The following is a 20,669-nucleotide window of genomic DNA, read 5'->3' on the forward strand; positions in this document are numbered from 1 at the left end:
CGTCGGGTCCGGGGTTAACGCATTATTGCGCTTTTTGCGGTTGTTGCGCTTTCCAGGCTTTGAATTCGGCCCACTCGGCGCGACGTTCAGCCTGTTTTTTCTGGATCTCGTCGAATTTCTTCTGTTGATCCGGTTTCAGCACCGCACGCACATCGGCTTCGGCTTTCTGGTGCTTGGCAGTCATTTCATCTTTCATGGCTTTCTGGTCGGCTGGCGAGAGTTTCTCCAGGTACTTATCGACCAGTTGCTTACGCTCGTGCATCTGCTCGCCCATGATCTTGCGGATCTGCTCGCGCTGTTCGCGGCTCAGGTCGAGTTGACTGTACGGGCCTTTGCCGTGCATGCCGTGCATCTGACCGCCGTGGCGCGAACCGTCCATCGGCCCATCCATGGGGCCGGTGCCTTCAGGCATGGCCATGGCAACGGTCGGCAGGGCAGCAGCGAACATCAGAGCGATAAGAGTCTTGCGCATGGTGAATCTCCTTGTCTCGTTCCCGGTACGTTCCGGATGAGTGCAGATTACGCAGATCAAGGTCAGCGGCGGTCAGCGGAGGGTAAAGCTTGGGTAAAGACGGTTTCCCGTCGACCTGACAAAACTCCCGACCTGTAGGAGCTGCCGCAGGCTGCGATCTTTTGATTTTGATCAAAAAGCAAGATCAAAAGATCGCAGCCTGCGGCAGCTCCTACATGGATCGCGTGTCGTCAGGGGTCAGAGGCTGTAATAGTAGCCGCGGCTGCGCAGGGCCACGATGCGCGGACGGCCATCGGGGTGTGGGCCGATCTTCTTGCGCAGGTTGCTGACGTGCATGTCCAGGCTGCGGTCGTACAGGGTCAGCTTGCGGCCGAGGGCAATCTGCGCCAGTTCCTGTTTGTCCAGGGGTTCGCCGGGCTGCTTGAGCAGGGCTTCCAGCAGGCGGCTTTCGGAAACGGTGAGGGTGAACTCCTGCTCGTCGATGCTGACCACGCCGCGCACCGGGCTGAAACACAGGTCGCCCAGTTCCAGCTGGCTGGACACCGCAGCCGGGTGGCTGCGGCGCAGGACGGCGCGCAGGCGGGCGGTCAGTTCCCGTGGATCGCAGGGTTTGGCCAGGTAATCGTCGGCGCCCAGTTCCAGGCCGAGGATACGGTCCAGGGGCTCGCCCCGGGCCGAGAGCATCAGCACCGGCAAATCCGGGTGATCGCTGCGCAACTGCTTGAGCAGCTCCAGGCCGCTGCCATCGGGCAACATCACATCCAGTACCACGGCCGCCGGCGCGGTTTCGGCCAGCGCACGGCGAGCGCTCTGGCCGTCGTGACAGGCTCGTACCTGAAACCCTTCCTGGCTCAGCCAACTGCTCAGGAGCTCACACAGCTCCTGGTCATCATCAATCAGTAACAGCTCGCTCATGACTCACTCAATTTAGCCATTGTCGACGTTTTCGACTTGCTCCACTCGCGAAGATACCGCAGAGCAGCGCCAATAGCGCTACCCCGGCGCCAACGACAAACCATTGTTGCTGGTCGGTCAGCAGACGCGGCAGCGGACTGCTGGCCTGGGCTTCCTTGAGTTGCAGCTTCAAGCGCTGATTCTCCTGGCGTAACCGGGCCAGCAGCGGGCTTTCGCGTTCGCCATCGACAGTTTGCAATTGTTTGTTCAGTTCTTCCCGTTGCCGTTCGCTTTCTTTCAAGCGTTGCTGCAGCTCGGTGATCTGGCTGCCGGCGCTCAAGGAAAGGGGCGTCGAGTTTCCACCCTCGGCGTATTCTTCACCGTGGGCGGGCGCCACGATCGACAACGTGACCAACATCAGACACAACGGACCCTTGCGCATCGCGACTCCTGATTCCAATACGAGTATTGGGCAAGTTGTCGGCCGATAAACAGGAATAATGAGCGATTGAGAACGCGATGAACCGACAAGGTTCATCGCGTGGGGGATTTGTTACGGCAGGACTTGCTTGAACGGCTTGACCAGAACGTTGGCGTAGACGCCTGCGGCGATGTACGGATCGGCGTCGGCCCAGGCCTGGGCGGCGCCCAGGGAATCGAATTCGGCGACGATCAGGCTGCCGGTGAAACCCGCCGCGCCCGGATCATTGCTGTCGACGGCCGGGTGTGGGCCGGCCAATACGATGCGACCTTCGCCCTTGAGCACTTGCAGGCGCTCGAGGTGCGCAGGCCGTGCGGCCAGGCGGGCTTCCAGGGAGTTGGCGACGTCTGTGGCAATGATTGCGTAAAGCATGTCAGTCCTCGGTTTTTGGCGTAGTGGTGTCGGCATCGTGCAGATGGCGGGACAGGTAAATGCCCTGGCCGACCAGGAACAGCAAAGTCATGCCCAGGCTGCCGAAGACCTTGAAGTCGACCCAGTAGCTCTGGAAGGTGAACGCGACAAACAGGTTGGCGGCACCGCAAAACAGGAAGAAGGCGATCCAGGCGATGTTCAGGCGCGTCCAGACCGGCTCCGGCAGGGTCAGCGCGTGGCCCATGATGCGTTTGATCAGCAGACTGTCACCGACGAAGTGGCTGCCGATGAACGCCAGGGCGAACAGCCAGTTGACCACCGGGGCTTTCCACTTGAGGAACGTCTCGCTGTGAAAGGCCAGGGTCAGGCTGCCGAAGACCAGGCAAGCGATCAGGGTCAGCCACTGGCTCTTCTCCAGCTTGCGCTGCTTGATGAACAGCGTGCCGTAGACCACCAGGGAACTGACGATCAGCATCGCGGTGGCGCTGTAGATACCGCCTACGGTGACCTCATGGCCGGCGATGTCGACGACCCGTGGATCGATTTTGAAGACGATGAAAAACAGCAGGAGCGGGATGAAATCGATGAATTGTTTCACAGTGGCAGCCAGAAGCAGGATGTGGCGGCATAATAACAAACATACGGGCGCGCGATAGCGCCAGCTGATTTGAGGTTACAAAGCCCTGTGAATGTTGATTTGCACTGCCATAGCACGGCCTCCGATGGCGCCCTGGCGCCTGCGGTTCTGGTGGCGCGGGCGTTCGAGAAAGGCGTGCGAGTCCTGGCCTTGACCGATCACGACACCCTTGAGGGCCTCGACGAGGCACGGGACGCGGCTACCGCGCTGGGGATGCAACTGGTCAACGGCGTCGAATTGTCATGCACCTGGGGCGGCGCGACCATTCATGTGCTGGGCTACGGTTTTGACGTGAACGCCGCGCCGTTGGTCGAGGCCATCGCCAGATTGCATGATGGCCGCTGGCTACGCTCCGAGGAAATCAGCCGCAAACTGGCGCTCAAAGGAATGCCGGGGGCGCTGGATGGCGCCCGGGAGATCCAGCAGGCGCTGGGCGACAGCGGCAACGCGCCGGCCCGCCCGCATTTCGCCGACTGGATGGTGCAAGAAGGTTTCGTCAAGGATCGCGCCGAGGCGTTCCGCAAATGGCTGGGGGCCGGCAAGCTGGGCGACGTCAAGCAACACTGGCCGACCCTGGAAGAAACCGTCGAAACCCTGCGCGCGGCCAAGGCCTGGGTCAGCCTGGCACACCCCTGGCACTACGAATTCACTCGAAGCAAGCGACGTCGCCTGATTGCCGACTATATTCAAGCAGGGGGCCACGCCATCGAAGTGGTCAATGGTTACCAGCCTGCCGAACAAGTGGGCAGCCTGGCCATTCTGGCCCGCGAGTTCGGTCTGCTGGTCAGCGCCGGCAGTGATTTTCATGGCCCCGGAGGCTGGTCGGAGATCGGTGAATACCGGCCACTCCCGGAGGATCTGCCACCGCTATGGTGTCGATTCAAACATGACCCAGTTATTGCCGCCGTCTGAACAGGTAGAGAATGTGAGTCAATTTTTCCAGATTCATCCGGAAAACCCGCAAGCGCGCCTGATCAAACAGGCAGTCGAGATCATCCGCAAGGGCGGGGTGGTGATTTATCCTACAGACTCTTCCTACGCCATTGGTTGCCAGATCGGCGACAAGGTGGCTGTGGAACGCGTGCGACGTTTGCGCGGGCTGGATGAGAAGCACAACTTCGCGCTGATTTGCTGTGATCTGTCGCAACTGGGCCTGTTCGCCAAGATCGACACCGGCACTTTCCGCCTGCTCAAGGCCCACTTGCCGGGCCCGTACACCTTCATTCTCAACGCCACCCGCGAAGTGCCGCGACTGTTGCTGCATCCGAAAAAACGCACCATTGGCCTGCGGGTGCCCAGCCATCCGATTGCCCTGGCATTGCTGGAGCAGCTCGGCGAGCCGTTGATGAGCGTGAGTCTGATCATGCCCGGTGAAACCGACCCGATGTATGACCCCCATGAAATGCGCCAGTTGCTCGAGCACCAGGTCGACCTGATCATCGATGGCGGCTTTGGCGGGATCAAGGCGTCCACCGTGATCAACCTCGCCGACGGCGAACCGGAAGTCATCCGCGTCGGTTGCGGCGACCCTGCGCCGTTCATGGTCGAGGCCTAGATGTCCGCAGTAGAACCCGTCGACAGTCAGGCCGGAGCCCAGCAGGAACTGCCCTTCGCCATGGTCTATGGCCAGGCGGTCATGGAAATGCCGCTGGACCTGTACATCCCGCCGGATGCACTCGAGGTCTTCCTCGAAGCTTTCGAAGGCCCCCTCGACCTGCTGCTGTACCTGATCCGCAAACAGAACATCAACATCCTCGACATCCCGGTGGCGGAAATCACCCGCCAGTACATGGGCTACGTCGAGTTGATGCAGTCGGTGCGCCTGGAGCTGGCCGCCGAGTATCTGGTGATGGCCGCGATGCTGGCCGAGATCAAGTCGCGGATGCTGCTGCCGCGGGCCGAAACCATCGAAGACGAAGAGGATGACCCGCGCGCCGAACTGATCCGCCGCTTGCAGGAGTACGAGCGTTTCAAGGCCGCCGCCGAAGGCATCGATGGCCTGAGCCGCGTCGGTCGTGATGTGGTGGTGCCCAAACTCGACGCCCCGGAAGCCCGGGCACGCAAGTTGTTGCCGGACGTGCGCCTGTCCGAGTTGCTGTTGTCCATGGCCGAGGTTTTGCGCCGTGGCGACATGTTCGAAAGCCATCAGGTCAGCCGCGAGGCGCTGTCTACCCGCGAGCGCATGAGCGATGTGCTGGAGCGGCTCAAGGGCGGCGGTTTCGTGCCGTTTGTCGAGCTGTTCACCGCTGAAGAAGGGCGCCTTGGCGTGGTGGTGACCTTTATGGCGATCCTTGAACTGGTCAAGGAATCCCTGGTCGAGCTGGTGCAGAATGAGCCATTTGCCGCGATCCACGTGCGAGCCCGAGCCGAATAACGAGTCGAAACATGAACCTGACTGAACCCCGTGACCTGGCACCCTTGCTTGAAGCCTTTCTGTTGGCCTCGGGAAAGCCGCAATCCCTGGAAAGCCTGTTCGAGCTTTTCGAGGAGGGCGAGCGCCCGGAGCCACCGGTCTTCAAGAAGGCCCTGACGATTCTCGCCAAGTCTTGCGATGGCCGCGCTTTTGAACTCAAGGAGGTGGCCTCGGGGTATCGCCTGCAAATTCGCGAGAAATTTGCGCCGTGGGTCGGGCGTCTGTGGGAGGAGCGCCCGCAGCGTTACTCCCGCGCCATGCTCGAAACCATGGCTCTGATCGCCTACCGCCAGCCGATCACCCGTGGCGAAATCGAAGACGTGCGGGGGGTGGCGGTCAACAGCAACATCGTCAAGACCTTGATGGAGCGTGAGTGGATCCGCATCGTCGGCTACCGCGACGTACCCGGCAAACCGGCGATGTTCGCCACCACCAAGGCGTTTCTCGATCACTTCAACCTGAAAAACCTCGACGACTTGCCACCGCTGGCGGAACTGCGCGAGCTTGAACCGGACCCGGTGCTCGATTTCGACGACGCCCCCGTACCCGCCGGGTTGCAGGAGCTGGCCGACGCCAGCGCGGAACCGGAAGAACCGAAGGAAGAAACCAGTTTCCACACGCTGTTGCTGGAGCTGGACAGCATGGAGGAGGGGATCAAGACCGACTTCGATGATCTGCTGCGTGATGGTGCGGTGACTGAGTTTGATTCGGAACAGCCCGACATTGAGCCTGAGCCTGAGCCTGAGCCGGAAATGGAGCCGGAGCTGGAAGACGACATCCTCGGCGTGGCCGAAGCCCGGGAAAAACTCCTGGCCGCTGTTGCCGCCCTCGAACCACCGAAACCCGAACCGGAGTTGTCCGAGGAAGAGGCTGAAGCCCTCGCCCTGGCTGAAGCCATCGAAGCCGAACGCCGCGAATCCGAGGATTGAAGCGTCAATAGATCGCAGCCTACAGATGTATGCGATTCCCCTGTAGGAGCTGCCGCAGGCTGCGATCTTTTGATCTTGACCTTCGCCACGTCACCGTTCGGCGCAAAAACCCATAACCTTGCCTTGATCAGCTAGTCTGTGATGCGCAATCGTCCGCATGCGCGTATGATTCGCGACCCTTCGGCGATCCCTTCGCCAAAGTACCCAGATTTCAGACCACACCGGGAGGTGCCCAGATGAGTATCAAAGACCAGCAAGACGACCAGCCAATCGGCCCAGCAGGCGAAAAACTGCAGAAAGTCCTCGCCCGTATCGGCGTCGGCTCGCGCCGTGACGTGGAAGCCTGGATCAGCCACGGCCGCATCAAGGTCAACGGCAAAGACGCTACCCTTGGCCAGCGCGTCGACATGCACGACGCCATCACCATCGATGGCAAGGTGATCAAGCGTGAAGAGGCCGCCGAATCGGTGCGCCGCGTGATCATGTACAACAAACCCGACGGCGAAATCTGCACCCGTGTCGATCCGGAAGGCCGTCCGACCGTGTTCGACAAGATGCCGCGTCCGAAAGAAGGTCGCTGGATCAACATCGGTCGCCTGGACATCAACACCACCGGTCTGCTGATGTTCACCACCGACGGTGAGCTGGCCAACCGCCTGATGCACCCTTCCTACGAAATGGACCGTGAATACGCGGTGCGTGTGCGTGGCGAAGTCGATGACGAGATGATCGAGCGTCTGAAGGCTGGCGTTGTCCTTGAAGATGGCCCGGCCAAGTTCACCGATATCAAGCAGGCGCCAGGCGGTGAAGGTTTCAACCACTGGTACCACTGCGTGGTGATGGAAGGTCGTAACCGCGAAGTTCGTCGCCTGTGGGAATCCCAGGGCCTGGTGGTCAGCCGTTTGAAGCGCGTGCGTTTCGGTCCGGTGTTCCTCAACTCCGACCTGCCGATGGGCCGCTGGCGCGAAATGAGCCAGTACGAAGTCGACATTCTGAGTGCCGAGGTCGGCCTGACGCCGGTCGCGATGCCGCAGATGAACGCCAAGAGCAAAGACAAGCTTGACCGTATGCAGCGCAAGTCGTCGCGTCCGATGGCCAAGACTGAGCGTGTGCGTACCCTGCGTCCAGCCACTGCCGCCCCCGCCGCGCCACGTGCCAGCCGCGAGCCGCAGATCGAAGGCGAGCGTCCAGGTCGCAAGCCTGTTGCGCGCCAGGACGGCGAGCGCAGCGAGCGCGGTCCACGCACGCCACGTCCGGCCAATGGCCGTACCGAGCGTGGCGAAGGTCGTGGTACGCCGGTAGCCGATCGCCCGGCCGACACCAAGCGCCCGGCCAAGCCAGCGCCGAAGCGTCCGGGGATCAAGCTGGTCGACGGTGACACGCCATCAGGCAAGCGCCGTGGCGCACCGGCCGGTTCCGGCCAGCGTCCGGGCTTTGGTCGTCGTAAGCCGGAGTGAGGCAGCGGTAAGCTTCAAGCTGTAAGCGACAAGTTAAAAACGCCAACCTTCGGGTTGGCGTTTTTTTTCGTCTGGATTCATGTCCGTATCGTTTTTGAGTACGCCATCGCGAGCAAGCTCGCTCCCACATTTTGATCGCGATTCTCCGAGCAAACTCATTTCCCTGTGGGAGCGAGCTTGCTCGCGATGGCGTCAGTCGCCGCACTGAGCACTCCAATATGGAAACCCGGGTTTACGCGCTGTAAAGAAATGCTGACGAAATACACGGATTAACCCCGTGAAATCGCCATTTCTCGAATGTCGTAAGAAAATACTTACGCGCTATTGCCTTGTGGCCTTCTCCCCGCGCTCTAGCCTGCTTGTTTCACCGCTCCATGCAGGGTGTCATGCGCGCCATGCCTGTCGTGCAGGTGCATAACAAAAAGGAGGCGCAATGAACGCCGTATTCCATCTCCATCTCTCTGCGAGGGGCGGTTTTCCTGCCCTTCCCATCGATGATCCGCAAGGATCTGACCCATTTTTTGCAGCCGCCCGGGCCTCCCGGGGCGGACACAGGCAATCCCGGCCATAGACACGCTTGTCCAGCGGGTCTGGCAGCAGGGGGTTACAGGTGTACAATGCGCCGCGTTTTACCTGTGACCTCCTGCGCATCTGCGCAAACCTCAAGGCTATCCGCCTTGTTCACTCCGTCGCGTCACGAGCGTGTCGGGTTCGATTTCGTCACAGATAAAAACAAACAGGTGACGCATGACCGTTGTAAATACGCTGAACTCCTGGTGCCTGCGCTGGGGTTTGATCGGTGCCGCTTAACGCCTTTCTTGAGCAGCAACGTCTACTGAACATCATCAAACCTTGCGTGAGACCCTTTTCATGAGTGGACAAAACCCGCAATCAGGCGAGCTGAAACGCGGCCTGAAAAATCGCCACATTCAATTGATTGCCTTAGGTGGCGCGATCGGTACCGGTCTGTTCCTCGGCTCGGCCGGGGTACTCAAGTCCGCCGGCCCGTCGATGATCCTCGGCTACGCCATCTGCGGCTTCATTGCTTTCATGATCATGCGCCAACTGGGCGAAATGATCGTCGAAGATCCGGTGGCCGGCTCCTTCAGTCACTTCGCCCACAAGTACTGGGGCGGCTTTGCCGGTTTCCTGTCGGGCTGGAACTGCTGGATTCTGTACATCCTGGTGGGCATGTCGGAGCTGACCGCGGTCGGCAAGTACATCCACTACTGGGCCCCGGACATCCCGACCTGGGTCTCCGCAGCGGGCTTCTTCGTGCTGATCAACGCCATCAACCTGGCCAACGTCAAAGTGTTTGGCGAGGCCGAGTTCTGGTTCGCGATCATCAAGGTCGTGGCGATCGTCGGCATGATTGCCCTGGGCAGCTACCTGCTGGTCAGCGGCAATGGCGGCCCGCAAGCGGCGGTGAGCAACCTGTGGTCCCACGGTGGCTTCTTCCCGAACGGCATCAGCGGTCTGGTGATGGCCATGGCTTTCATCATGTTTTCCTTCGGTGGCCTGGAAATGCTCGGTTTCACCGCCGCCGAAGCCGACAAGCCGAAAACCGTGATCCCGAAAGCGATCAACCAGGTGATCTACCGGATCCTGATTTTCTACATCGGTGCCCTGGTGATCCTGCTGTCGTTGACCCCGTGGGACAGCTTGCTGACCACCCTGAACGCCTCCGGTGATTCCTACAGCGGCAGCCCGTTCGTGCAGGTGTTCTCGATGCTGGGCAGCAACACCGCGGCACACATCCTCAACTTCGTGGTCCTGACTGCGGCGTTGTCGGTGTACAACAGCGGCACCTACTGCAACAGCCGCATGCTGCTGGGCATGGCCGAACAGGGTGATGCGCCGAAAGGCCTGGCGAAAATCGACAAGCGCGGCGTGCCGGTGCGTTCGATCCTGGCCTCGGCCGCCGTGACCCTGATCGCGGTGCTGCTGAACTACCTGATCCCGCAAAACGCGCTGGAACTGCTGATGTCGCTGGTCGTTGCCACCCTGGTGATCAACTGGGCGATGATCAGCTACTCGCACTTCAAGTTCCGCCAGCACATGAACAAAACCAAACAGACGCCGCTGTTCAAGGCCCTGTGGTATCCGTACGGCAACTACATCTGCCTGGCGTTCGTGCTGTTCATTCTCGGTGTGATGCTGTTGATTCCGGGGATCCAGACATCGGTGTACGCGATTCCGGTATGGCTCGTGTTCATGTGGGTCTGCTACGGCATCAAGAACAAGCGCAGTGCACAACATGCGTTGCAGGCGGCAGTGAAGTAACTCCGCGCGAAAACAACAAACCCGGCCATGTGCCGGGTTTGTTGTTTTTACGCATCCGCCCTGTGTAGGAGCTGCCGAAGGCTGCGATCTTTTGATCTTGCCTTTTAAAGATCAGGATCAAAAAATCGCAGCCTTCGGCAGCTCCTACAGGGTTGGACCGGCAGTCAGTCCGTCATTCGCGGTATCCTGCACGTTCTGAATACGGACGCTTTTCCATGCTGGTGATTTCCAACAATGTGCATCTGCCGGATGCCGAGATCGAGTTGACGGCCATTCGCGCCCAAGGCGCGGGCGGGCAGAACGTCAACAAGGTGTCGAGCGCGGTGCACCTGCGCTTCGACATTCCGGCGTCGTCCTTGCCCGAGTTCTACAAGGAGCGCCTGCTGGCACTGCGCGACAGCCGCATCACCAGCGACGGTGTGTTGATCATCAAGGCCCAGCAATATCGGACGCAGGAGCAGAACCGCGCCGATGCGCTGTTGCGCCTGACCGAGTTGATCCAGAGTGCCACCAAGGTCGAGAAAAAGCGCCGTCCGACCAAGCCGACCCTCGGCTCGAAAACCCGTCGCCTCGAATCCAAGAGCAAGCGTGGCAACATCAAGGCCGGGCGCGGCAAGGTCGACTTCTAGCGGGCGTCCCGCGCCTCGCGTTGCTTCGGTGCCTGCCGGTACAAATAAAGGCTGAGTATCAATCCGCTCAACGCGGCGAGGGCGGCGAACAGGAAGATCGAAGCAAAACCAAAGCCCGCCGCAATGGCCCCGGCCAGCGGCCCGGTGATCCCCAGCGACAAATCGATGAACAGCGAATAGGCGCCGACGGCTGCGCCACGGCTGGAGGCGGGCACCAGGTTGACCGCTTCCACGCCAAGCGCCGGAAACACCAGCGAAAAGCCGAAGCCGCTCAGCGCCGCGCCTGCCAGCGCCCAATGCGCATCCGGTGCCAGCCACAGCAGCAACAGGCCCAGGGTTTCCACCGACAGGCAGGCAATGGCGACGCGAAAGCCGCCGAGACGGTTGATCAGGTTGCCGAACAGCAGGCGCGCGCCGATGAAGCTGGCGCCGAACAGGCTCAGGCACAGCACTGCGTTGTCCCAGTGTTGCGTGGCGTAATACAGGGTAATGAAGGTGGCGATGGTGCCAAAGCCGATGGAACCCAGGGCCAGGCCGCAGCCGTGGGGAAAGACACGCCCGAGCACATGCATGAACGGCAGGCGCTCGCCGGCAACGATCGGCGCGGCGGTTTTCGGCCAGGCCAGCAGCAGGCCGAGCACGGCCAGCAGCACAATGCTCACGCCCATGCTCCACAAACCCAGTTGATGGACGATCAACACACCCAGAGGCGCGCCGACGGCCAGTGCGCCGTAGCTGGCGATCCCGTTCCAGGAGATGACCTTGGCTGTGTTCGCCGCACCGACCCGGCCGATGCCCCAGCCAATCGAACCCGAACCCACCAGGCTTTCCGCGCTGCCGAGAACCAGGCGGCCGATCAACAGGCTGATCAGGCTCAAGGTCGGCAGGCTCTGGGTCCAGGCCGAGATCAACATGAATACGCCGCTCAGGCCGCATCCGGCCAGGCCATACATCACCGCCAATTTGCTGCCCTTGTTGTCGATGATCTTCCCGGCATAGGGGCGGCTGAGCAGGGTGGCCAGGTATTGCACGCTGATCACCAGGCCGGCGATCACCGCGCCGAAGCCCAGGTCGCTGTGGACGTAACCGGGCAATACGGCCAGGGGGATGCCGATGTTCAGGTAGCCGATGAAGGTGAAAAGGACGATGGAAACGACTTGCAGCGTGACCGCCAGGGGGCGCTGGTTTTCAGGCATGGGTAAAGGTCCACGGTAAAGCAGGATAGATAGGCTGCTTATGATAGCGGTGTGGACGGTCGTTGTTTGTGAAAAAGTAAAACTATTTGCCGGGCGGTGTCATTCAGCTTTGACGGGTGCAACCAGTTGCGTAGTGACCAGGGCGGCCAGCGCATTTTCCTGGGTGCCGAAGCGGGCGAGCAAGGCGGCTTGTTTCTCGGGGGAGAGGCGATTCCAGATCTCGATCATTTTCTCGGCGGTGCCAATCAGGACGCTGGCCTGCTTTTCATCAAAGGTTTCGCTGAGTTCATCGGTCATGGTGCGGGCTCGCGTTTCAGGCAGTGTGGAAAGCGCATGTTAGCGCTTTCCACACGGTCTGTACGGCGGGTGTTTCAGTCTTCGCTGTCAGCCTGGCGGCGGTCAGTGGCTTCTTTCGGCTCGGGCTGTTGGGCACCGGCTTGTTGCGTGGTCGTCTGCTCAGGTTCGTGCAGGCTTGGGAAGGGGAGATTAGGAATCTCGTGCATAGTCGCGCTCCTCGCTAAGTCTGTTGATAGATCTGGTAGATCCGCGCTTTTAAAAAGCCTGGGCAGGATACAGCACTGAAAATGACAAACAGACTTTTATATCCATTTGTTTCGACGGATGGGATTGTCTATACAGGTCGGTAGCAGCGACGCAGAGCAAATGTGGGAGCGAGCTTGCTCGCGATAGCGGCCTGGCAGTCAACAGAGATGTTGAATGTTATGGCCTCATCGCGAGCAAGCTCGCTCCCACAGGGTTTGGTGGTGTTATTTGCAGACTTTGGCGATTGCTTCGGCCAGCAGGTCCAGACGTGTGGCATCGATGCCTGCGACGTTGGCCCGGCCGGAGTTGACCATGTACACGCTGTGATGATCCCGCAGGTTCTTCACTTGCTCTGGTGACAGGCCTGTGTAGGAAAACATCCCGCGTTGCACGCCAATGTGCGCAAAGCGCTCGCGCAAACCGTGAGGCTCCAGTGCTTCCACCAGACCGCTGCGCAGTTGGGCGATACGCAGGCGCATGCCTTCCACTTCGTCAGCCCAGAGGTTTTTCAACTCCGGGTCGCCGAGGATGGTCGCGACCACCGCCGCACCATGATCCGGCGGCGTCGACCACAGGTTGCGGGCAATGTTGGCCAGTTGGCTGCGGATATCGGTGAGCTTGTCGGCGCTTTTCGCGCAGACAATCAGCGCGCCGGTACGGTCGCGGTACAGGCCGAAATTCTTCGAGCAAGAGCTGGTGATCAGCAGTTCCGGCAACTCGGCGGCAAATAGCCGGGTCGACCAGGCATCCTGCTCCAGCCCATCGCCGAATCCTTGATACGCAAAGTCGATCAGTGGCAGCAATTCGCGCTTGCGTACTACCTCCAGCACCCTCTGCCAGTCGTCGTGGGACAGATCGAAACCGGTCGGGTTGTGACAGCAGGCGTGCAGCAACACTACGTCACCCTTGGGCGCTTCGTTGAGCACTGCCAGCATGCCGTCGACATCCAGACGGTTGTCGCTGCCGACGTAGGGGTAATGGCTGACCTTGACCTTGGCGGCCGCGAAAATGCTTTCGTGGATCGGCCAGGTCGGATTGCTCAACCAGACGCCGCGCCCCGGCAGGCACTGGGCGATGAAGTCCGCGCTCAGGCGCAAGGCCCCGGTGCCGCCCGGAGTCTGGGTGGCGCCGGCGCGTTGTGCGCTGATCAGCTTCGAGTCGGCGCCCAGCACCAGCTCATTGATCGCCTTGCCGAACGCCGGTTCGCCGTGACCACCGATGTAGGTCTTGGTGGACTGGCCGTCCACCAGGCGCTGCTCGGCAAGTTTCACCGACTCGAGAATCGGCGTCAGGCCCTGGGCGTCCTTGTAGACACCCACGCCCAGATCGAACTTGCGCGGGTTCGGGTCCTGCGCGTAGGCCTCCATCAAGCCCAGAATCGGGTCGCCGGGCACTCGGCCGATGGCGTCGAAGTGCATTACTTGCGCCCCTCGGCGTCCTTCGCTACTTCGTCGGTGCGCGCAGCCATGATGAAGTCGTTGCGGTGCAGGCCCTTGATCGAGTGGCTCCACCAGGTCACGGTCACTTTGCCCCACTCGGTCAGCAGGCCCGGGTGATGGCCTTCAGCCTCGGAGATCTCGCCGACGGCGTTGGTGAAGGCCAGTGCATGTTTGAAGTTCTTGAACAGGAAGACCTTTTCCAGCTGCATGATGCTGTCGCGTACTTCGATGTTCCAGTCCGGGATCTGCTTGATCAGGATCGGCAGTTCTTCGTCGCTGACTTGTGGGGCGTCGGCGCGGCAGGCTTCGCAATGGGCTTGGTTCAGAGTGGACATGGTGTGTTTCCTGTAATCGAGTGTTTTTTATATCGGTCGACAGTGCCGTCACGCTAAACCAAAGCGACGGTGACTGACAGACTCACTTGTCAGCAAAAGTCGCGGTTCACGCAGCTTTTGGTTTTGGCGGAAATTTCGGAGTGTGCAGACCCATCTGCATCGCTTGCTTGACCATGCCCATGATGTCTTCGTGGGCCAGGTCGAACAGGCGCTTGAGGTTCGGCAGAGCGAAATACAGGGGTTGCAGGATGTCGATGCGGTACGGCGTGCGCATGCATTCCAGCGGGTCGAAGGCTTGGTGTTCAGGCTCGTTCGACAGGCAGTAGACGGTCTCTTTCGGTGAGGACAGGATGCCGCCGCCGTAGATGCGCTGGCCTTGCGGGGTGTCGACCAGGCCGAACTCGATGGTCATCCAGTACAGGCGCGCCAGGTACACGCGTTCTTCCTTGGACGCCTTGAGGCCGAGCTTGCCGTAGGTGTGGGTGAATTCGGCGAACCAAGGGTTCGTCAGCAGCGGGCAGTGACCGAAGATCTCGTGGAAAATGTCCGGCTCCTGCAAGTAATCAAGCTCTTCGCGGGTACGAATGAAGGTCGCCACCGGAAACTGTTTGCTGGCCAGCAATTCGAAAAAGGTCTGGAAGGGAATCAGTGCGGGAACCCGGGCAACCTGCCAGCCGGTGGTTTCACCGAGGACCTTGTTGATTTCGCCGAGTTGAGGAATGCGGTCGTGGGGCAGACCGAGTTTTTCGATACCGTCCAGGTACTCCTGGCACGCACGCCCTTCGATCACTTTCAGTTGGCGAGTGATCAGCGTGTTCCACACCGCGTGTTCTTCGGCGGGGTAGTCGATAAAACCTTGCGCATCGGGCTCGCGAGCCACGTATTGCGTCTGCTTCATACTGCTCTCCTGCTAGGGGATTTCGTTCTTGTTATGTACAGCTATGGACCTAGAAATACCCCAAGGATTGCGGCATTGCAGCAGGTGATCGGCGCATCGAGCAGGAAAAACCCTCAAGAATCGTAAAGTTTTCGTTACGTATTGGCTGCTGTCGCGCAGGTTGTGGGATTTGCAGGTTTGAAAAGCGCGCTGGCTGTCACATAATCTTGACGACTATCTGGGCGCCTCGAAAGAAAAATGCGATCGAGCGCCCTCCGCAATACCCTCTGTGGGAGCGAGCTTGCTCGCGATAGCGGTAGACCAGCCAACATAGATGTTGAATGTGAATCTGCTATCGCGAGCAAGCTCGCTCCCACAGGGATTGCGTTGATACCAACTTTATTCACCGCATTGCATTTCAGGCCTTTTTCATGCGTATCAAAGTCCACTGCCAGAACCGCATCGGCATCCTGCGCGACATTCTCAACCTGCTGGTGGAGTACGGGATCAACGTGGCCCGCGGTGAAGTGGGGGGTGAGCATGGCAACGCCATCTACCTGCATTGCCCGAACCTGATCAACATTCAGTTCCAGGCCTTGCGACCGAAATTCGAAGCGATTGCCGGGGTCTTCGGCGTCAAGCGTGTAGGGCTGATGCCCAGCGAGCGTCGGCACATGGAGCTTAATGCCTTGCTCGGTGCGCTGGAGTTTCCGGTGCTGTCGATCGACATGGGCGGTTCCATCGTCGCGGCCAACCGGGCAGCAGCGCAGTTGCTGGGGGTGCGGGTCGACGAGGTGCCGGGTATTCCCCTGTCGCGCTATGCCGAGGATTTCGATTTGCCGGAACTGGTGCGCGCCAACAAGTCGCGAATCAACGGGCTGCGGGTCAAGGTCAAGGGTGATGTGTTTCTGGCCGACATCGCGCCCTTGCAGTCGGAGCATGACGACAGCGAGGCCATGGCCGGTGCTGTGCTGACGTTGCACCGCGCCGACCGGGTGGGTGAGCGCATCTACAACGTGCGCAAGCAGGAATTGCGTGGCTTCGACAGCATCTTCCAGAGCTCGAAAGTGATGGCCGCGGTGGTGCGCGAAGCGCGGCGCATGGCACCGCTGGATGCGCCGCTATTGATAGAAGGCGAAACCGGCACCGGCAAAGAGTTACTGGCACGAGCCTGCCACCTGGCCAGTCCGCGTGGGCAGTCGCCGTTGATGGCGCTCAATTGTGCCGGGCTGCCGGAGTCCATGGCCGAGACGGAATTGTTCGGTTATGGCCCCGGTGCCTTTGAAGGGGCGCGGGCCGAAGGCAAGCTCGGGCTGCTGGAACTGACGGCGGGCGGTACGCTGTTTCTCGATGGCGTCGGGGAAATGAGCCCGCGCTTGCAGGTGAAATTGCTGCGCTTTTTGCAGGACGGCTGCTTCCGTCGTGTCGGCAGCGACGAGGAGGTCTACCTCGACGTGCGAGTGATCTGCGCGACCCAGGTCGACCTGTCCGAATTGTGCGCGCGCGGCGAGTTCCGCCAGGACCTCTATCACCGCTTGAATGTGTTGTCGCTGCACATCCCTCCACTGCGCGAATGCCTCGACGGCTTGACGCCGCTGGTGGAGCACTTCCTTGATCAGGCCAGCCGGCAGATCGGTTGCCCATTGCCCAAACTCGCCCCGGCGGCCATGGAGCGGCTCAGCCACTACCACTGGCCGGGCAACGTGCGGCAACTGGAGAACGTGCTGTTCCAGGCAGTTTCCCTGTGCGATGGCGGCATGGTCAAGGCCGAGCATATTCGTCTGCCGGATTATGGCGTGCGTCAGCCCCTTGGCGACTTTTCGCTGGAGGGTGGGCTGGACGAGATTGTCGGGCGTTTCGAGAAAGCGGTGCTGGAGCGGCTGTATTCCGAGCATCCGAGCAGTCGGCAACTGGGCAAGCGGTTGGGGGTTTCGCATACCACCATTGCCAACAAGTTGCGTGATTATGAGGTGGGCAAGGACAGCAGCACTTGAGATCAAAAGATCGCAGCCTTCGGCAGCTCCTACAGAGATCAATGTAGGAGCTGCCGCAGGCTGCGATCTTTTGATCCATTGCCGCGAAGCGGCATGACACCGCCGGTTTTTCGTCTTTGACACAATTCAAGAATCCTCTCTGATCTCCTCAAGTCCTTTGTTTGCCGGGCCTCGTGCCGCCAAAAACAAGTTGGTCTGCAAATTGCTTATGGCTCAGCAACACAGCAGTGGGCGGCAAACGTCCGGCAGGCAGAGGAAAGAGTGTGGACAAGTACCTTTATGTGGCAATGACCGGCGCCAGCCAGAATGCACTGGCGCAAAAGGCGCATGCCAACAACCTCGCGAACATCTCCACCAACGGCTTCCAGAAAGACCTGGAGCAGGCCCGTTCGATGCCGGTGTTCGGTGACAGCTTTCCGGCGCGTGCGTTTGCCATGTCCGAACGCCCGGCCACGGATTTCTCCCCGGGCTCACTGGTGGAAACCGGCCGCGACCTCGACGTTGCCGTGCAAGGCGGCGGCTGGATTGCCGTGCAGAATCCCGATGGCGGTGAAAGCTACGTGCGCACCGGCAGCCTGAACGTTGACGCCCTGGGCGTGCTGCGTGCCGGCAACGGCATGCCGGTCATGGGCAATGGCGGGCCGATTGCCGTGCCGCCGGAGCAGCAGATCGAAGTCGGCGAGGACGGCACCATCAGCATCCGCGCAATGGGCGAGGGGCCTCGGGTGATGGCTGAAGTGGACCGCATCAAGCTGGTCAACCCGGACCTGAAGAACATGACCAAGGGCCTGGATGGTTCGATCCACACCAAGGACGGCCAGCCGGCGCAGGCCGATGCCGGCGTCAAGCTGGTGTCCGGGTTCCTCGAGTCGAGCAACGTCAATGCCGTGGAAGAGATGACCTCGGTACTGGCCTTGTCCAAGCAGTTCGAGCTGCACATCAAGATGATGAACACCGCCAAAGACGATGACCAGGCCATGGCTCGGGTCTTGCAGATCAGCTAATTACCAGAACGTCGCGCCGTAAAACAGGCGCACGAGGAGAATCGAATGCTTCCGGCTCTATGGGTTGCCAAAACCGGTCTGTCCGCCCAGGACACCAACCTGACTACCATTTCCAACAACCTGGCGAACGTCTCGACCACGGGTTTCAAACGTGACCGCGCCGAGTTCCAGGACCTGCTCTACCAGATCAAGCGTCAGCCTGGCGCCCAGTCGACCCAGGACAGCGAACTGCCGTCGGGTCTGCAACTGGGTACCGGTGTGCGCATCGTCGGCACCCAGAAGAACTTCACCGCCGGCAGCCTGCAAACCACCGAGCAGCCACTGGACATGGCCATCGACGGTCGCGGTTTCTTCCAGATCCTGCAACCGGACGGCACCACGTCCTACACCCGTGACGGTACCTTCCACCTGGACTCCAACGGCCAGATCGTCAACGCCAGCGGCTTTGCCCTGGAGCCGGCGATTGTCATTCCGAACGATGCGCAGACCTTCACCGTCGGCCGCGACGGCACCGTGTCCATCACTGTTGCCGGCAACCCGGCTGCCCAGGTGATCGGCAACCTGCAGACCGCCGACTTCATCAACCCGGCCGGCCTGCAGGCAGTGGGCAACAACCTGTTCCTGGAAACCGCCGCCAGTGGCGCGCCGCAAGTCGGCACACCGGGCCTGAACGGTTTTGGCACCACGCTGCAGAACACCCTGGAAACGTCCAACGTCAGCACCGTTGAGGAGATGGTCAACATGATCACCACCCAGCGCGCCTACGAGATGAACTCCAAGGTGATCTCCACCGCCGACCAGATGCTCTCGTTCGTAACGCAGAATCTGTAATCAAGTCTATGGGGCGGCCATGAGGCCGCCTGCAACACCGTGAGGTAGGGTCATGAATCGCTATGTATCTGTTCTGGCACTGAGTGGGATCACCGCGCTCGCAGGCTGCGTGCCTTCGACGCCCAAGCCCAATGACCCTTACTACGCTCCGGTGTTGCCGCGCACGCCGTTGCCGGCGGCCGCGAACAACGGCTCGATCTATCAGGCCGGTTTCGAACAGAACCTCTACAGCGACCGCAAGGCGTTCCGGGTCGGTGACATCATCACCATCACCCTGAACGAAAGGACCCAGGCCAGCAAAAACGCCAACTCGCAAATCGGCAAGAACAGCAAAGCCAACATCGGCCTGAGTTCGCTGTTCGGCAGCAGCGCCACCACCAACAACCCGTTCGGCGATGGCGACCTGAGCCTGAGTGCCAGCTACGAAGGTGACCGCGCGACCAAGGGCGACAGCAAGGCGGCGCAGGGCAACACCCTGACCGGTTCGATCACCGTGACCGTTGCCGATGTGTTGCCCAACGGCATCATCGCAGTGCGCGGCGAGAAATGGATGACGCTCAACACCGGCGATGAGCTGGTGCGGATCGCCGGCCTGGTTCGCGCCGATGACATCTCGACCGACAACACCGTGTCGTCGACCCGTGTCGCCGATGCGCGCATCACCTATTCGGGCACCGGCTCGTTTGCCGATGCGAGTCAGCCAGGCTGGTTCGACCGTTTCTTCCTCAGCCCGCTGTTCCCTTTCTAGGTGGCTTTCCAGTTGAGCATGTTGAACTTCAAACACCTTATGGTGGCTGCCCTGATGCTGTCGGCAGCCTTCAATGCTCAAGCCGAGCGCCTGAAGGACATCGCCAGCATTTCCGGCGTGCGTTCCAACCAGTTGATCGGCTACGGCCTGGTGGTCGGGCTTAACGGCACCGGCGACCAGACGACGCAGACCCCGTTCACCCTGCAGACCTTCAACAACATGCTGTCGCAGTTCGGCATCAAGGTGCCGCCGGGTTCGGGCAACGTGCAGTTGAAAAACGTGGCGGCCGTGTCGATCAGCGCCGATCTGCCGGCGTTCGCCAAGCCGGGTCAGCAGGTCGACATCACTGTTTCCTCCATCGGCAACTCCAAGAGCTTGCGCGGCGGTACCTTGCTGCTGACGCCGCTCAAGGGGATCGACGGCAACGTCTATGCGGTGGCCCAGGGCAACCTGGTGGTTGGCGGTTTCGATGCGGAAGGGCGCGACGGCTCGAAGATCACCGTCAACGTTCCGTCAGCCGGGCGCATCCCCGGTGGTGCATCGGTGGAGCGCGCGGTGCCGAGCGGTTTCAACCAGGGCAACAGCCTGACGCTGAACCTCAACCGTTCCGACTTCACCACGGCCAAGCGCATCGTCGACAAGATCAACAACATGCTCGGCCCTGGCGTGGCCCAGGCCATCGACGGCGGTTCAATTCGCGTCACCGCGCCGCTCGATCCAAGCCAGCGGGTCGACTACCTGTCGATCCTGGAAAACCTCGAGATCGATCCGGGCCAGGCGGTGGCGAAAGTCATCATCAACTCCCGTACCGGCACCATCGTGATCGGCCAGAACGTCAAGGTTTCTCCGGCCGCCGTGACCCACGGCAGCCTGACCGTGACCATCACCGAAGACCCGATCGTCAGCCAGCCCGGCCCTCTGTCCAATGGCACGACGGCGGTGGTACCGCGTTCGAAGGTCAATGCCCAGCAGGAAGCCAAGCCGATGTTCAAGTTCGGCCCTGGCACCACCCTCGACGAGATCGTGCGGGCGGTGAACCAGGTCGGCGCGGCACCGGGTGACCTGATGGCCATCCTCGAAGCGCTGAAGCAGGCCGGCGCCCTGCAAGCCGACCTGATCGTGATCTGAGGACGGC

23 protein-coding genes are annotated in these 20,669 nt (G+C 60.8%); 12 read left to right on the forward strand and 11 right to left on the reverse strand.

What is annotated here, in order from left to right:
• Positions 1-22 precede the first annotated feature (22 nt).
• From C9422_RS08470 to C9422_RS08490, 5 genes are all read right to left on the reverse strand, one after another.
• A complete protein-coding gene (locus C9422_RS08470; protein WP_116580328.1) occupies positions 23-472 on the reverse strand; it encodes a Spy/CpxP family protein refolding chaperone in 450 nt (149 codons plus the stop codon).
• Between the two features lie 237 nt (positions 473-709).
• The gene (locus tag C9422_RS08475) at positions 710-1,387 is read right to left on the reverse strand and encodes a response regulator transcription factor (RefSeq protein WP_007975295.1); all 678 of its coding nucleotides are present in this window, start codon (positions 1,385-1,387) and stop codon (positions 710-712) included.
• A gap of 7 nt (positions 1,388-1,394) precedes the next feature.
• Entirely contained in the window at positions 1,395-1,808 is a 414-nt protein-coding gene (locus C9422_RS08480; RefSeq protein WP_116580329.1) for a translation initiation factor 2, read from the reverse strand.
• A 111-nt stretch (positions 1,809-1,919) separates the two neighbouring features.
• Positions 1,920-2,219, reverse strand: a complete 300-nt coding sequence (locus C9422_RS08485; protein WP_007975297.1) for a YciI family protein — start codon at positions 2,217-2,219, stop codon at positions 1,920-1,922.
• A 1-nt stretch (position 2,220) separates the two neighbouring features.
• The gene (locus C9422_RS08490) at positions 2,221-2,817 is read right to left on the reverse strand and encodes a septation protein A (protein WP_007975298.1); all 597 of its coding nucleotides are present in this window, start codon (positions 2,815-2,817) and stop codon (positions 2,221-2,223) included.
• A gap of 87 nt (positions 2,818-2,904) precedes the next feature.
• Here C9422_RS08490 and C9422_RS08495 point away from each other — a divergent pair, with 87 nt between their 5' ends.
• From C9422_RS08495 to arfB, 7 genes are all read left to right on the forward strand, one after another.
• A complete protein-coding gene (locus C9422_RS08495) occupies positions 2,905-3,768 on the forward strand; it encodes a PHP domain-containing protein (protein ID WP_116580330.1) in 864 nt (287 codons plus the stop codon).
• A gap of 13 nt (positions 3,769-3,781) precedes the next feature.
• Positions 3,782-4,411, forward strand: a complete 630-nt coding sequence (locus tag C9422_RS08500) for an L-threonylcarbamoyladenylate synthase (RefSeq protein WP_033047950.1) — start codon at positions 3,782-3,784, stop codon at positions 4,409-4,411.
• Between the two features lie 60 nt (positions 4,412-4,471).
• Positions 4,472-5,230 (forward strand): ScpA family protein, encoded by a 759-nt coding sequence (locus C9422_RS08505; protein ID WP_172435665.1) that lies wholly within the window; start codon positions 4,472-4,474, stop codon positions 5,228-5,230.
• A gap of 11 nt (positions 5,231-5,241) precedes the next feature.
• Positions 5,242-6,198, forward strand: a complete 957-nt coding sequence (scpB, locus tag C9422_RS08510) for an SMC-Scp complex subunit ScpB (RefSeq protein WP_116580331.1) — start codon at positions 5,242-5,244, stop codon at positions 6,196-6,198.
• A 236-nt stretch (positions 6,199-6,434) separates the two neighbouring features.
• Complete coding sequence (gene rluB / locus C9422_RS08515) at positions 6,435-7,655, forward strand: 23S rRNA pseudouridine(2605) synthase RluB (protein WP_116580332.1); 1,221 nt, start codon at positions 6,435-6,437, stop codon at positions 7,653-7,655.
• Positions 7,656-8,525: 870 nt separating this feature from the next.
• A complete protein-coding gene (locus C9422_RS08520) occupies positions 8,526-9,938 on the forward strand; it encodes an amino acid permease (protein ID WP_116580333.1) in 1,413 nt (470 codons plus the stop codon).
• 215 nt (positions 9,939-10,153) lie between these two features.
• Positions 10,154-10,567, forward strand: coding sequence for an alternative ribosome rescue aminoacyl-tRNA hydrolase ArfB (gene arfB, locus C9422_RS08525; protein ID WP_007984117.1), 414 nt, complete (start codon positions 10,154-10,156; stop codon positions 10,565-10,567).
• Here arfB and C9422_RS08530 read toward each other — a convergent pair.
• From C9422_RS08530 to phhA, 6 genes are all read right to left on the reverse strand, one after another.
• Positions 10,564-11,763 carry an MFS transporter gene (locus tag C9422_RS08530; RefSeq protein WP_116580334.1) on the reverse strand — a complete coding sequence of 400 codons (1,200 nt, stop codon included), beginning with the start codon at positions 11,761-11,763 and terminating at the stop codon, positions 10,564-10,566. The two genes, arfB and C9422_RS08530, sit on opposite strands and share 4 nt — an antisense overlap.
• Before the next feature lie 99 nt (positions 11,764-11,862).
• Positions 11,863-12,060 (reverse strand): hypothetical protein, encoded by a 198-nt coding sequence (locus C9422_RS08535; protein WP_102699463.1) that lies wholly within the window; start codon positions 12,058-12,060, stop codon positions 11,863-11,865.
• A gap of 74 nt (positions 12,061-12,134) precedes the next feature.
• The gene (locus C9422_RS32495; protein ID WP_007975308.1) at positions 12,135-12,266 is read right to left on the reverse strand and encodes a hypothetical protein; all 132 of its coding nucleotides are present in this window, start codon (positions 12,264-12,266) and stop codon (positions 12,135-12,137) included.
• Between the two features lie 264 nt (positions 12,267-12,530).
• Positions 12,531-13,724: an amino acid aminotransferase gene (locus tag C9422_RS08540; protein ID WP_116580335.1), complete on the reverse strand. Its 1,194-nt coding sequence runs from the start codon at positions 13,722-13,724 to the stop codon at positions 12,531-12,533.
• Positions 13,724-14,080: a 4a-hydroxytetrahydrobiopterin dehydratase gene (locus tag C9422_RS08545; RefSeq protein ID WP_007975310.1), complete on the reverse strand. Its 357-nt coding sequence runs from the start codon at positions 14,078-14,080 to the stop codon at positions 13,724-13,726. The genes C9422_RS08540 and C9422_RS08545 overlap by 1 nt, the downstream gene beginning before the upstream one ends.
• A gap of 106 nt (positions 14,081-14,186) precedes the next feature.
• On the reverse strand, positions 14,187-14,978 hold the full coding sequence (gene phhA, locus C9422_RS08550) for a phenylalanine 4-monooxygenase (RefSeq protein WP_007975312.1): 792 nt from the start codon (positions 14,976-14,978) through the stop codon (positions 14,187-14,189).
• 410 nt (positions 14,979-15,388) lie between these two features.
• On the opposite strand from phhA, the gene C9422_RS08555 reads away from it, so the two are divergent.
• The 5 genes from C9422_RS08555 to C9422_RS08575 all read left to right on the forward strand — a co-directional run bounded on the left by C9422_RS08555 (position 15,389) and on the right by C9422_RS08575 (position 20,662).
• Positions 15,389-16,951, forward strand: a complete 1,563-nt coding sequence (locus C9422_RS08555) for a sigma-54-dependent transcriptional regulator (protein ID WP_116580336.1) — start codon at positions 15,389-15,391, stop codon at positions 16,949-16,951.
• A 263-nt stretch (positions 16,952-17,214) separates the two neighbouring features.
• The gene (locus C9422_RS08560; protein WP_007975314.1) at positions 17,215-17,955 is read left to right on the forward strand and encodes a flagellar basal body rod protein FlgF; all 741 of its coding nucleotides are present in this window, start codon (positions 17,215-17,217) and stop codon (positions 17,953-17,955) included.
• A gap of 45 nt (positions 17,956-18,000) precedes the next feature.
• A complete protein-coding gene (flgG, locus tag C9422_RS08565) occupies positions 18,001-18,786 on the forward strand; it encodes a flagellar basal-body rod protein FlgG (RefSeq protein WP_007975316.1) in 786 nt (261 codons plus the stop codon).
• A 52-nt stretch (positions 18,787-18,838) separates the two neighbouring features.
• Positions 18,839-19,534, forward strand: coding sequence for a flagellar basal body L-ring protein FlgH (gene flgH, locus C9422_RS08570; RefSeq protein WP_007975317.1), 696 nt, complete (start codon positions 18,839-18,841; stop codon positions 19,532-19,534).
• Positions 19,535-19,552: 18 nt separating this feature from the next.
• Complete coding sequence (locus C9422_RS08575) at positions 19,553-20,662, forward strand: flagellar basal body P-ring protein FlgI (protein WP_095963833.1); 1,110 nt, start codon at positions 19,553-19,555, stop codon at positions 20,660-20,662.
• Positions 20,663-20,669 lie beyond the last annotated feature (7 nt).

Origin of the sequence: Pseudomonas sp. B1(2018), from assembly GCF_003097365.1 — a bacterium.
GTDB classification, from domain to species: Bacteria; Pseudomonadota; Gammaproteobacteria; order Pseudomonadales; family Pseudomonadaceae; genus Aquipseudomonas; species Aquipseudomonas laurylsulfatiphila.

Excerpts from the sequence above, each read along its gene's own strand:
- C9422_RS08470 (WP_116580328.1), bottom strand. The coding sequence starts at position 472 with ATGCGCAAGACTCTTATCGCTCTGATGTTCGCTGCTGCCCTGCCGACC.
- C9422_RS08475 (WP_007975295.1), bottom strand. The coding sequence starts at position 1,387 with ATGAGCGAGCTGTTACTGATTGATGATGACCAGGAGCTGTGTGAGCTC.
- C9422_RS08480 (WP_116580329.1), bottom strand. The coding sequence starts at position 1,808 with ATGCGCAAGGGTCCGTTGTGTCTGATGTTGGTCACGTTGTCGATCGTG.
- C9422_RS08485 (WP_007975297.1), bottom strand. The coding sequence starts at position 2,219 with ATGCTTTACGCAATCATTGCCACAGACGTCGCCAACTCCCTGGAAGCC.
- C9422_RS08505 (WP_172435665.1), top strand. The coding sequence starts at position 4,472 with ATGGTCTATGGCCAGGCGGTCATGGAAATGCCGCTGGACCTGTACATC.
- scpB (WP_116580331.1), top strand. The coding sequence starts at position 5,242 with ATGAACCTGACTGAACCCCGTGACCTGGCACCCTTGCTTGAAGCCTTT.
- rluB (WP_116580332.1), top strand. The coding sequence starts at position 6,435 with ATGAGTATCAAAGACCAGCAAGACGACCAGCCAATCGGCCCAGCAGGC.
- C9422_RS08520 (WP_116580333.1), top strand. The coding sequence starts at position 8,526 with ATGAGTGGACAAAACCCGCAATCAGGCGAGCTGAAACGCGGCCTGAAA.
- arfB (WP_007984117.1), top strand. The coding sequence starts at position 10,154 with ATGCTGGTGATTTCCAACAATGTGCATCTGCCGGATGCCGAGATCGAG.
- C9422_RS08530 (WP_116580334.1), bottom strand. The coding sequence starts at position 11,763 with ATGCCTGAAAACCAGCGCCCCCTGGCGGTCACGCTGCAAGTCGTTTCC.
- C9422_RS08535 (WP_102699463.1), bottom strand. The coding sequence starts at position 12,060 with ATGACCGATGAACTCAGCGAAACCTTTGATGAAAAGCAGGCCAGCGTC.
- C9422_RS32495 (WP_007975308.1), bottom strand. The coding sequence starts at position 12,266 with ATGCACGAGATTCCTAATCTCCCCTTCCCAAGCCTGCACGAACCTGAG.
- C9422_RS08540 (WP_116580335.1), bottom strand. The coding sequence starts at position 13,724 with ATGCACTTCGACGCCATCGGCCGAGTGCCCGGCGACCCGATTCTGGGC.
- C9422_RS08545 (WP_007975310.1), bottom strand. The coding sequence starts at position 14,080 with ATGTCCACTCTGAACCAAGCCCATTGCGAAGCCTGCCGCGCCGACGCC.
- phhA (WP_007975312.1), bottom strand. The coding sequence starts at position 14,978 with ATGAAGCAGACGCAATACGTGGCTCGCGAGCCCGATGCGCAAGGTTTT.
- C9422_RS08555 (WP_116580336.1), top strand. The coding sequence starts at position 15,389 with ATGCGTATCAAAGTCCACTGCCAGAACCGCATCGGCATCCTGCGCGAC.
- flgG (WP_007975316.1), top strand. The coding sequence starts at position 18,001 with ATGCTTCCGGCTCTATGGGTTGCCAAAACCGGTCTGTCCGCCCAGGAC.
- flgH (WP_007975317.1), top strand. The coding sequence starts at position 18,839 with ATGAATCGCTATGTATCTGTTCTGGCACTGAGTGGGATCACCGCGCTC.
- C9422_RS08575 (WP_095963833.1), top strand. The coding sequence starts at position 19,553 with ATGTTGAACTTCAAACACCTTATGGTGGCTGCCCTGATGCTGTCGGCA.